The sequence below is a fragment of the Micromonospora sp. NPDC049101 genome (genome assembly GCF_040648675.1).
In the GTDB taxonomy this organism is placed as follows: Bacteria; Actinomycetota; Actinomycetes; order Mycobacteriales; family Micromonosporaceae; genus Micromonospora.
Window position 1 is genome coordinate 23301 of sequence record NZ_JBEZED010000019.1, and the last position, 11476, is coordinate 34776.

The window sequence follows — 11476 nt, forward strand, 5'->3', positions numbered from 1 at the left end:
CGATGCCGCAGACACGCGTCGAGGACCTGCTGCGCGAGCTGGCGCCGCAGGTCCTCGGCGCGCTGGTACGTCGCTACGGGCACTTCGACACCGCTGAGGACGCGGTGCAGGAGGCGCTGATCGCGGCGGTGCGCGGGTGGCCGCGCGACGGCGTACCGGACAACCCGCGCGGCTGGTTGATCACCGTCGCGTCCCGCCGGCTGACCGACCTGCTGCGCTCCGAACAGGCCCGGATGCGGCGGGAGGACACGGTGGCGCGGTGGGTGTTGCCGGAGCAGTGGCGCGCTCCGGCGGCTGACCATTCGCCGGCGGACGCGGACGACACGCTCATCCTGCTCTTCCTGTGCTGCCACCCGGCGCTGTCGCCGGCGTCGCAGATCGCGCTCACGCTGCGCGCCGTGGGCGGGCTGAGCACCGCCGAGGTGGCGCGTGCGTTCCTGGTGCCGGAGGCGACGATGACCCGGCGGATCAGCCGGGGCAAGCAACGGATCCGGGACAGTGGACTGCGGTTCGCGCCGCCGACCGGCCCGGAGCGCGCCGACCGGCTCGCCGCCGTGCTGCACGTGCTCTACCTGATCTTCACCGAGGGGTATGCCCGCACGGCCGGTCCCGGGTTGCTGCGCGCCGACCTGACCACCGAGGCGATCCGGCTGACCCGCCTGGTGCACCGGCTGCTGCCCGAGGATCCCGAGGTCACCGGGCTGCTCGCGTTGATGCTGCTCACCGATGCGCGGGCTCCGGCGCGGCTCGGCCCGCACGGCGAGTTGGTGCCGATGGCCGAGCAGGACCGGGGCAGGTGGCGGGCCGACCAGATCGCCGAGGGGGTCGAGCTGATCACCGGGGCGCTGCCGCGCGGGGTCGTCGGGGCGTACCAGGTGCAGGCGGCCATCGCGGCACTGCACGACGAGGCGCCCAGCGCGCGGGAGACCGACTGGGCGCAGATCACCGCCCTGTACGAGGTGCTGCTGGGCATCTCCGACAACCCGGTGGTGGCGCTCAACCACGCGGTGGCGGTGGCGATGAGTCGGGGCACGTCGGCAGGGTTGGCGCTGCTCGCCGACCTGGCCGACGACGCGCGGCTGGCCGACGACCCCCGACTGCCGGCCGCCCGCGCGCACCTGTGGGAGCTGGAAGGTGAGCGGGGCGCGGCGCGTGAGGCGTACCGGAGGGCGGCGGCGCGCTCGACGAACCTGGCGCAGCAGCGCTACCTGAACGCCCGCGCGGACCGCCTCGCGGGCGACCCGCCGCCTGCCGGCTGAGCCGGCGGCGGACGGTCAGGGACTCGCGGCCAGGAAGACGAACGCGGCCAGCAACACCAGGTGTACGCCACCCTGCAGCACGTTGGCCCGGCCCGGCACGACGGTCAGCACCGCGGTGACGGCGGTCAGCGCGAGCAGGGCGAGTTGGGTGCCGCCGAGGCCGAGCAGGAGGGGGCCGTCCAGCCAGATCGAGGCGATCGCGATGGCCGGGATGGTCAGGCCGATGCTGGCCATCGCGGAGCCAAGGGCGAGGTTCAGGCTGATCTGGACGCGGTCGCGGCGCGCGGCGCGGGCGGCGGCGAGGGTCTCCGGCAGCAGCACCAGCAGGGCGATGATCACACCGACGAACGCGTGCGGCAGGTTCGCGGCCGCGACACCCGCCTCGATGGTCGGTGAGACGGTCTTGGCGTCACCCACCACCGCGATCAACGCCACCAGCAGCAGCCCCAGGCTGATCAGCGCGGCGCGGGTCGTCGGCGGTTTGGCGTGCTCCTCGGCGTCGATCACCCGGCCCTGGCTGTCGACCGGCAGGAAGTAGTCGCGGTGCCGGCCGGTCTGCACCAGCACGAACAGCCCGTACAGGGCCAGCGAGGCGACGGCGGCGAAGGTGAGTTGGGCCGGGCTGAACTCCGGGCCGGGCCGGGCCGTGGTGAAGGTCGGGATGACCAGACTCAGCGTGGCCAGGGTGATCACGGTGGCCAGCGCGCCACCGGTGCCCTCCGGGTTGAACACGGCGACGCGTCGGCGGAGCGCCCCGAGCAGCAGGGACAGGCCGAGGATGCCATTGCAGGTGATCATGACGGCGGCGAAGACGGTGTCGCGGGCGAGCGACTGGGTCTTCTCCGGCCCGCTGATCATCAGCGTGACGATGAGGGCCACCTCGATCACGGTGACCGCGACGGCGAGCACCAGCGATCCGTACGGCTCCCCCACCCGGTGGGCGACCACCTCCGCGTGGTGCACGGCCGCCAGCACCGCACCTCCCAGCAGCACCGCGACCACCACGATGATCGGCCCGGGCAGGTCCCGCCCCCAGGTGGCGAGCAGCACCAGCACGGCGAGCACGGGTACGGCAACTGTCCAGTCGGTCATCCGGGAGCGAAGCAGGGTGGCCATGCCGTACAGCGTGCCAGGCCAGCTGATCATGTGCCCACCATCGACGCAGCCGCCTCCCCGAACCCGTAACCCATGGGTTACGCTTCCGGAGTGGACGAGGTGGCCACCGCAATCGCGGACCCGGTGCGACGGCACATCCTGACCATGCTGCGCGACGAACCCCTCTCCGCCGGCGACATCGCCCAACGCTTCGTGATCAGCCGACCCGCGATCAGCCGCCACCTGCGGGTGCTGCGCGAGAGTGGGCTGGTCCGCGACGAGCTGGTCGGCCGACAGCGGATCTACCGCCTCGACCCCGGCCCACTCGCCCCGCTTGCCGACTGGCTCGCCGGGCTCGCCGGCGCCGACCGGTGGGAGCGGCACCTCGACGCGCTGGAGACCGAGATCTATCGCACCCGCCGAGAGCGCCGCAGCAGCGGCCCGGCGGAGCATCGAAGGGAGCACACCGCATGACCCGTACGCCCGCCGGACGCCTGTTCCGCACCGCCACCGGCCACGATCTCGTCCTCACCCGGACCTTCCGCGCCCCGGCGGCGGACGTCTGGGCCAGCCTGACCGAGTCGGAACGCACAGCCCGCTGGTACGGGCCCTGGGAGGGCGACGCCGCGCCCGGACGGACCGTCCGGATCCAGATGGCGTACGAGGAGGAGCAGCCCTGGAGTGAGGTCCACATCGACGCGTGCGAGCCACAGCGACGCCTCGCCGTGTCGCTGATCGACAGCTACGGCACCTGGCGGCTGGAGCTGGCGCTGACCGAAACCGACGGCGTCACCGAGCTGCGGTTCGTCCAGCACCTGACGAGCCTGGAGGGCATCGCCGAGGTCGGCGCCGGCTGGGAGTACTACCTGGACCTGCTCGTCGCCTCCCGGGACGGCTCACCCCGGCCCGAGTTCGACGAGTACCACCCCGCCATGCAGCCCTACTACCAGGGGCTCGCCGGGCTGCTGGTGGACAAGGGGTGAACGCGACGCACACCGACCGTTGCGCCGAGTGCGGAGGGGCGTTGCCGGCCAGCGGCGACTGCTGGACGCGGCTGCACGAGCTGCTCGAGATCGAGACCCGCGTGCTGCCCACTCTCGAACCGCAGGTGGGAATGCGGGCGCACTTCTTCGCCGTGGCCACGTACCAGCTCCAGCATCCGTCCCGGCTCACCCGTGCGACGCTCGACCGCCTGCACGCCGCGGTCGACGAGATGACCGGTCCCGCAGCACCTCCGCTCGCGCGCCTGCGCCGCGACATGGGCCGTTTCGCGGCCGGCTCGCGCAAGGTCACCCGATCGGCGCCGCCAACCGATCGTTCACACATCGACAGGCGCTGGCCGGTGTCGTGGTCGGTCACGGCCCACGACGTGACGGAGGGACAGGAGTCGGAGTACCCGGACGCCGTCGGCCGCTGGGCGGTCGCGACGCTCGCCGACCTCCGTGCCGCGCTGGCCGCCACACCACGCTACGGGGGCTAGGGGTCGAGCTCGCGCCGCAGCTTGGCGAACTCGGCGGCCAGCGCCGGCAGCGGAAAGTGCGCGTTCAGGCCGCTGGGGTTGGGCAGCACCCAGACCCGGGCCGGGCCCAGCCGATCCGGCTGCGGCCCCAGCCCGGCCCGGGGCCGGACAAAGGCGATCCGGTACGCGGTCACCCCGAGGATGGCCACCCACCGCGGCCGGTACCGCTCGGCCTTCACCGCCAACCCCGTCACCCCGGCCACCAGCTCCTCCGACGTCAGCTCGGCGGCGCGGGCGGTGGCCCGGTTGCTCAGGCTGGTGATGCCCAGGCCCTGACGCAGCAACTCGTCAGATTCCCACGGGTGCAACTCCCGGTCGGTGAAACCGCCGCGGTGCAGGGCCGGCCAGAACCGGCTGCCCCTGCGGGCGAAGGGCAACCCCACGGCGGCGGAGTAGAGACCCGGGTTGAAGCCGCAGAACAGCACCCGCAGGCCGGGCCCGATCACGTCGGCCAGGCCCCGCCCGGCCGCCGCCGCCACCTCCTGCGGGGTCGGCCGCCGAAACGGCCCCGACCGCTGCGCGTCCACCAGACCGATCCTGCCGTACGCGCGGGCACCGGACACGGCGCACGCCGATGATCACGACGTGGCACCCTCAGCGGATGCAGTCAGCCGACCACCTCGCCGCCAGCCGTTACGCGCGGATGCGCTGGAACACGCCGCTCTCGCCGGAGCACGCCGCCCTGCTGCTGCAACGACTCGACGTCCGCCCCGGCGCGCGCGTCCTCGATCTCGGTTGCGGTTGGGGTGAGCTGCTGCTGCGCGCGGTCGCCGCCGGGGGCGTGTCCGGCCCGGTGGCGACGCGGGGCGTCGGCGTCGACACCGATGGCGACGCCCTGGATCGGGGACGGCGGCTGGCCGCGGACCGGTCGCTGCACCGACACGTCACCTTCGTCATGGGCGAGGTGGCGGCCTGGCAGGAGCCGGCCGACCGGGTCCTGTGCATCGGGTCGGCACACGCCTTCGGCGGCACCGGGGCCGCCCTCGACGCCCTCGCCGACCTGGTCCGCCCCGGCGGGCGGCTGCTGTTCGGTGACGCGTACTGGGAAGTGTCACCCACGGCGGAGATCGCCGAGGTCTTCGGCCCGGAGGTCGCACCCCTGCCCGGGTTGGTCGAGGCCGCCCGCGAGCGCGGTTGGCGGGTGCTGCACCTGAGCACCGCCGACCAACGGGAGTGGGACGACTTCGAGTCCACCTGGCTCGCGGGCCGCCAGGAGTGGCTACTGACGTACCCGGAGGATCCCCGCGCGGCCGACGTCCGCGCGGAACTCGACGAGCGGTTGCGCGAGTACGTCGGTGGCTACCGAGGCGTCCTCGGCCTCGCCTACCTCGTCCTCGGTCGCTGAGCGGCCCACGTTGACGCCGCTGGCTACGCTGCCGGCGGTGAGCGCCAGACGTCGCGTCGCCCTGCCCGCGCGGATCCTCGTGGTCTGCACGGGCGCCGTGCTGGTGTGGCTGGCGCTGGAGGCTCTTCTCGACCGCGACTACGACCGCCCGACCCATGCCGTCGGGGCAGTCCTCACGACGGCGCTCGTCGTACCCCTGGTCGTGGTTGCCCGCCGAGGGCTGGACCGACGTCCCTGGGCCGGTCTCGGCCTGCCCTCGCTGCGGGCCGGTTGGCGACGCCTGCTGCTCGGCATGGCCTGCTGGCTCCTCCCCGCCGCCCTCGGGTTCGCGCTCTGCCTCGGTCTCGACTGGGTCGAGATCAGTGTTCGGACGTCCGCCGGGGACGCCCTGCGGGTGGCGGCGTTGCTGGTCGTGCTCGTCGCGCTGAAGGAGGCGCTGCCGGAGGAGCTGGTCTTCCGTGGCTACCTGCAGCACAACCTCGCCACCCGGTTGCCGGCGTGGCAGGCCGTCATCGGGCAGGCGGTGGTGTTCACCCTGTTCGGGTTTCTCATCGGGGCCGCCCGGTCCGTCGACCGGCTCGCCCTGTTCTTCGTCTTCGCGCTTCTCCTGGGTGCCTTCCGTGCCGCCACCGGCGACATCTGGGCGGGCATCGGCTTCCACCTCGCCTTCCAGACGGTCGCCCAGCTGTTCGGTGACGTCGGAGCGGTCTTCGACGTGACCGGGTCCGCCGTCCTGGGAGTCGTGGCCATGGGCGCCGTCCCGTTCTCGGTCGGCTGGCTGGTCGTGCGCCGCCTCTATTGGGACCGCCTCGACTGGCGGGCGCGCGAACCGGACCCGTGCGCCGGGGCACCGCTCGACCGGCACGGGAGCGGTGCCCCGCCGAGCGGGTGAACGCGGCGAATCGTCGCATCTTGCCATGATCAACTGGCTGGTGCCGATCGCCGCCCTGATCCGCGTGACGGGCCGCGGCAGGCGCGGTCTCGCGACCGTCGCGCACCGGGCGTGGCGGGTCAGAACGGCAGCGCCACGAGGTGCCCGGCGAGAAGTTCCCCATCTTAGTCGGTGCACCCGCAGCCGGCCACACGTCGCGCGCGGCACCGGCGCCAGCCGCGCCAGCAGGGAGCCGGGCCGGTGAACGTGGGCTTGACGGGGCGCAGACATCGGAGGTTTACTGCGTCAGCGATGTCAGTCGATACAATTCGACCGTCCACAAGTGTCGGTCGGCGTGATCTGCTGGTCGCGCGCCCCATCCCCCCACCACCCCGCACCACCTCAGCCGAGCATCGGCGGCCCGGCTTCCGCACCACCGCCACTGTGGCCTCCGGCCTGCCCGCGTGCACAGCCTGAGGTCGCCGCTCAGCAGAGGAGCAAGACCATGCGTTCCCGTCCCCGCCTGTTGGCCCTCGTCACCGGCCTGGCCGTGTTGATGGCCGGCCTGGTAGCCCTGCCCACGCAGGCCTCGGCCGCACCGCTGACCAAGGTCCTGGTGTTCAGCAAGACCGCCGGCTTCCGCCACTCGGCCATCCCCAACGGCATCGCCGCGATCCAGCAGCTCGGCTCGGCCAACGGCTTCACCGTGACCGCGACCGAGGATGCCGGCCAGTTCACCACCTCCAACCTGGCCCAGTACCAGGCGGTGGTCTTCATGTCGACGACCGGCGACGTCCTCAACGCCAGCCAGCAGACGGCCTTCGAGTCGTACATCGCCGCCGGCGGCGGGTACGTCGGCGTGCACGCCGCCGCCGACACCGAGTACAGCTGGCCGTGGTACGGCGCGCTGGTCGGGGCGTACTTCGACTCGCACCCGGCGATCCAGACGGCGACCGTGAAGATCGAGGACCAGACCAACCCGTCGACGGCGCACCTGCCCGCCACCTGGTCCCGCTCCGACGAGTGGTACAACTACCGCACCAACCCCCGGTCCACCGCGCGGGTCCTGGCCAGCCTCGACGAGTCGTCGTACAGCGGCGGCAACATGAGCGGCGACCACCCGATCACCTGGTGCAAGGCGTACGGCGGCGGCCGGGCCTGGTACACGGGCCTCGGGCACACCGAGGCGTCGTACACCGACCCGAACTTCACCAAGATGCTGCTCGGCGGTCTCCAGGTCGCCGCGGGTTCGGTGAGCGCCGACTGCTCGCCGCGCACGACGACTCCGCCGACGACCCCGCCGCCCACCGCCGCCGGCTCGACCCTGAAGGCCCGTGCCAACGGCAAGTTCGTGAGCGCGCCGAACGCCACCACCGCGCTGATCGCCAACAAGACCTCCGTCGGGACCACCGAGCGGTTCGACCTGGTCAACCTCGCCAACGGCAACGTGGGGGTGCGCGCCAAGGGCAACGGGCAGTTCGTCGCCGCGGAGAACTCCGGTAACTCCCCGCTGATCGCCAACCGGGCCACCGCCGGCTCCTGGGAGACGTTCCAGCTCGTGCGCAACTCCGACGGCACGGTGAGCCTGCGGGCCACGGTGAACAACCGTTACGTCTCCGCTGACAACGGGGGCAACTCCCCGCTGATCGCCAACCGGACCTCCATCGGTCAGTGGGAGAAGTTCGACCTCGTCACCACCAACTGACCTGGTCCCCAGCTCGTTCTCCACCACACCCCCACCTGGTCGTGGCGCGCCCCCGCGCGCCCGTCCCCCGGTCGTCGAGAAAGGACGATCATGTTCTCGTACCCCCGGCGCTGGCCCCGGGTCCTCGTCGCGGCGGTCACCACCGTCGCGAGCGTGACCCTGGCCGTGGCCGCCGCACCGTCCACCGCGCAGGCGGTGGTCATCCCCGCCAGCGACTACCAGCAGGTCAAACTCGCCACCGGCTCGGCCGAGCTGGGTGAGGCCATGTCCCTGGCGGTGCTGCCCAACCGCTCGGTGCTGCACACCGCCCGCAACGGCGTCCTGCGGGTCACCGACGTGAACGGCAACACCAAGACCTCCGGCACCCTGTCGGTCTACACGCACGACGAGGAGGGGTTGCAGGGCGTCGCCGTCGACCCCAACTTCGCCACCAACCGGTGGATCTACCTGTACTACTCGCCGACGTTGAGCACCCCGTCCGGGGACGCCCCGACGACCGGCTCGCAGTCGGACTGGGACCGGTGGAAGGGGCACCTGCGGCTGTCCCGGTTCACCCTCAACAGCGACGACACGCTCAACCTGGGCAGCGAGAAGATCGTGCTCCAGGTCGCCAACGACCGTGGGCAGTGCTGCCACGTCGGCGGTGACCTGGACTTCGACGCCGCCGGCAACCTGTACCTGACCACCGGCGACGACACCAACCCGTTCGAGTCGTCCGGCTACGCGCCGCTGGACGAGCGGACCAACCGCAACCCGCAGTTCGACGCGCAGCGCTCGGCGGGCAACACCAACGACCTGCGGGGCAAGGTGCTGCGGATCAAGCCGCAGGCCGACGGCACGTACACCATTCCGTCGGGCAACCTGTTCGCACCCGGCACGGCCAACACCCGTCCGGAGATCTACGCGATGGGTCTGCGCAACCCGTTCCGGATGAGCGTCGACAAGGCCACCGGCGTCGTCTACGTCGGCGACTACGGGCCCGACTCGGGAAGCACCAACTCCAGCCGGGGCCCGTCGGGTCAGGTCGAGTTCAACCGGATCACGGCGCCCGGCAACTTCGGCTGGCCGTACTGCACCGGCAGCAACAGCAGCACCGAAACGTACAACGAGTACACCTTCCCGTCCGGGCCGTCGCAGTCCAAGTACAACTGCACGGGCGGGCCGACGAACAACTCGTTCCGCAACACCGGCCTCGGCACGCTGCCCGCGGCGAAGCCGGCCTGGATCAAGTACGCCGGCGACTCCGGTTCGCCGTCGGAGTTCGGCAGCGGCTCGGAGTCGCCGATGGCCGGGCCGGTGTACCGGTACGACGCCTCGCTCAACTCCAGCGTCAAGTTCCCGCAGTCGCTCAACGGCCTGTTCTTCGCCGGCGAGTACGGCCGCCGCTGGATCAAGCCCATCGCGATCAACGCCGACGGCTCGCGCGGGGAGATCTCCAACTTCCCCTGGTCCGGCACGCAGGTCATGGACATGGCCTTCGGCCCGGACGGCGCCCTCTACGTGCTGGACTACGGCACGGGCTCGAACAACCAGGCGCTGTTCCGGGTCGAGTACATCGGCGCCGGCAACCGCAACCCGATCGCGGTCGCCGCGGCGAACCCGACGTCGGGGGCCAACCCGCTGACCGTGAACTTCTCGTCGGCCGGCAGCTCCGACCCCGAGGGTGGCGCGCTGAGCTACCTGTGGACGTTCGGGGACGGCACCACGTCGACGGCGGCCAACCCGACGAAGACGTACACCACCAACGGCACGTACTCCCCGACGTTGAAGGTCACCGACCCGACCGGCCTGTCCGGCACGGCGAGCCTGGTCATCACCGTGGGCAACACGGCACCGACGGTGACGCTGACCTCGCCCGCCGACGGGCAGCTGTTCAACTTCGGTGACACCATCTCGTACCAGATCTCGGTGAGCGACCCGCAGGACGGCACGATCGACTGCACCAAGGTGAGCCTGACCTACGCGCTGGGCCACGACAGCCACGCGCACCAGATCACCTCGAAGACCGGGTGCAGCGGCTCGATCACCGTCCCGACCGACGGTGAGCACGACTCGGCGGCCAACATCTATGGCGTGTTCGACGCCGCCTACACCGACAACGGTGGGCTCACCACGCACAGCATCAGGACCCTGCAACCGAAGCACCGCCAGGGTGAGCACTTCGGTGCCACCTCCGGTGTCCAGGCGACCGATCACACCAACGCCGAGGGTGGTCGCACGGCCGGGTTCATCGAGAACAACGATTGGATCTCGTACCAGCCGTACAACCTGGCCAACGCCAACCGCATCACCGTGCGGGCGTCGTCGGCCGGCGCCGGTGGCACCATCGAGGTCCGGGCCGGGTCGGCCACCGGCACCCTGCTGGGCACCGTCACGGTGCCGGTGACCGGCAACTGGGAGACCTTCGTCGAGTCGTCCGGCACGATCAGCAACCCGCCGAGCGCGTCGACCACGCTGTACCTGGTGTTCAAGGGCGGGTCCGGCTACCTGTTCGATGTCGACGCGTTCACCTTCACCACCGGCACAGGTGGTAGCACGCCGGTGAGCACCCTACGGGCGCAGGTCAACAACCAGTACGTGTCGGCGGTCGGCACCACCGCGTTGATCGCCAACAAGGCCAGCGTCAGCAGCACCGAGCAGTTCGACCGGGTGGACGCCGGCAACGGCAACATCGCGCTGCGGTCGCGCGCCAACGGGCTCTACGTCTCGGCCGCGAACGCGGGCGCCAACCCGTTGGTCGCCAACGCCACAGCGATCGGTTCGTGGGAGACGTTCCAGCTCATCACCAACTCGGATGGGACGGTGAGCCTGCGCGCCACGGTCAACAACCAGATCGTGTGCGCCGAGAACGCCGGGGCCGGATCCCTGATCGCCAACCGTACGTCGGTTGGCGCCTGGGAGAGGTTCATCCTGACCACCGGCTAAGCAGCGGTGCCCGGCCTGGTCGGCGGCCGGGCCGGCGAACGTCGGGAGAGTCCGGGGCGGGCGGTGAACACACCGTCCGCCCCGGTGCTCGTTGTCGTGGCCGTCGACCCGGGCTCCTAGGAGCCCGCGGGCACCCCGGCGTCGAGCTGGCCGATCATCGGGGCGAGTAGGTCGTTGAGCTCCCGGGCCAGCACCACCATGGCGCGGCGCGCCGTGGTGGCGACGTCGTCGTCCGGACCGTCCGGAGCCGGTGGCAGTTGGTCCAGCGGCACCGGCGCCTCGACCTGGAGCATCGCCCGCAGGTGCGGGCTGCGGGTCTGGTCCTGCTCCGTCGGGGTCGTGTACTGGCCGAACAGCTGGGGCCAGTCCCGCCAGCCGCGGTCGCGCTGCCACTGCTTGGTCCAGGTGAGCTCGGCCGGCCAGCGGGACACCACCGTCACGGCGCAGACCATACTGCCGTCCCACGGGCTTCTCGCGCAGGTCGCCGAGACGATCCGCCGGTGCCAGCGGACGAAGCCGGGCGACAGGGCGGTGGCGACTCGCCAGGCTGTCGCCGCGAACTCGACGGGCGAGATGTCGCCCCAGGTGTCGGCGAAGTCGTCGATCCGCCGCCGCACCTCGGCCTCGTAGCGGCCACCGGTGTCGGTGCCGTGCTCGCGGTCGAACTGCTCGTCCAGCCAGAAGGCGCGCGGCTCGGACATCCCCACCCCCGGATTCGTGAAGGTTTCTCAGACACGACGCGGTGCGTTCCGCAGTC

10 protein-coding genes and 1 pseudogene are annotated in these 11476 nt (G+C 71.7%); 8 read left to right on the forward strand and 3 right to left on the reverse strand.

Annotation, left to right across the window (positions count from 1 at the left end; genetic code table 11):
- Positions 1-2 precede the first annotated feature (2 nt).
- On the forward strand, positions 3-1259 hold the full coding sequence (locus AB0B57_RS24310; protein ID WP_357074028.1) for a sigma-70 family RNA polymerase sigma factor: 1257 nt from the start codon (positions 3-5) through the stop codon (positions 1257-1259).
- Between the two features lie 15 nt (positions 1260-1274).
- Here the strand turns inward: AB0B57_RS24310 and AB0B57_RS24315 are convergent, their stop codons facing one another.
- Complete coding sequence (locus tag AB0B57_RS24315; protein ID WP_357074382.1) at positions 1275-2375, reverse strand: ionic transporter y4hA; 1101 nt, start codon at positions 2373-2375, stop codon at positions 1275-1277.
- A 90-nt stretch (positions 2376-2465) separates the two neighbouring features.
- On the opposite strand from AB0B57_RS24315, the gene AB0B57_RS24320 reads away from it, so the two are divergent.
- From AB0B57_RS24320 to AB0B57_RS24330, 3 genes are read left to right on the forward strand one after another with little or no spacing between them, the layout of a single operon-like run.
- Entirely contained in the window at positions 2466-2828 is a 363-nt protein-coding gene (locus AB0B57_RS24320) for a metalloregulator ArsR/SmtB family transcription factor (protein WP_357074030.1), read from the forward strand.
- Complete coding sequence (locus AB0B57_RS24325; RefSeq protein ID WP_357074033.1) at positions 2825-3337, forward strand: SRPBCC family protein; 513 nt, start codon at positions 2825-2827, stop codon at positions 3335-3337. The genes AB0B57_RS24320 and AB0B57_RS24325 overlap by 4 nt, the downstream gene beginning before the upstream one ends.
- A complete protein-coding gene (locus tag AB0B57_RS24330) occupies positions 3334-3834 on the forward strand; it encodes a DUF5946 family protein (protein ID WP_357074036.1) in 501 nt (166 codons plus the stop codon). Before AB0B57_RS24325 ends, AB0B57_RS24330 begins: the two co-directional genes overlap by 4 nt.
- Here the strand turns inward: AB0B57_RS24330 and mug are convergent.
- Positions 3831-4400, reverse strand: a complete 570-nt coding sequence (gene mug, locus AB0B57_RS24335; RefSeq protein WP_357074039.1) for a G/U mismatch-specific DNA glycosylase — start codon at positions 4398-4400, stop codon at positions 3831-3833. The genes AB0B57_RS24330 and mug overlap by 4 nt on opposite strands.
- 74 nt (positions 4401-4474) lie before the next feature.
- On the opposite strand from mug, the gene AB0B57_RS24340 reads away from it, so the two are divergent.
- From AB0B57_RS24340 to AB0B57_RS24355, 4 genes and pseudogenes are all read left to right on the forward strand, one after another.
- Positions 4475-5218, forward strand: coding sequence for a methyltransferase domain-containing protein (locus AB0B57_RS24340; protein ID WP_357074042.1), 744 nt, complete (start codon positions 4475-4477; stop codon positions 5216-5218).
- Between the two features lie 37 nt (positions 5219-5255).
- On the forward strand, positions 5256-6110 hold the full coding sequence (locus tag AB0B57_RS24345) for a CPBP family intramembrane glutamic endopeptidase (RefSeq protein WP_357074045.1): 855 nt from the start codon (positions 5256-5258) through the stop codon (positions 6108-6110).
- Positions 6111-6645: 535 nt separating this feature from the next.
- Positions 6646-7368: pseudogene (locus tag AB0B57_RS24350) on the forward strand (ThuA domain-containing protein); the annotation flags it as partial.
- Between the two features lie 516 nt (positions 7369-7884).
- A complete protein-coding gene (locus AB0B57_RS24355; protein ID WP_357074047.1) occupies positions 7885-10719 on the forward strand; it encodes a PQQ-dependent sugar dehydrogenase in 2835 nt (944 codons plus the stop codon).
- A 116-nt stretch (positions 10720-10835) separates the two neighbouring features.
- On the opposite strand, the gene AB0B57_RS24360 is transcribed toward AB0B57_RS24355, so the two are convergent.
- Positions 10836-11420: a hypothetical protein gene (locus AB0B57_RS24360; RefSeq protein ID WP_357074050.1), complete on the reverse strand. Its 585-nt coding sequence runs from the start codon at positions 11418-11420 to the stop codon at positions 10836-10838.
- Positions 11421-11476 lie beyond the last annotated feature (56 nt).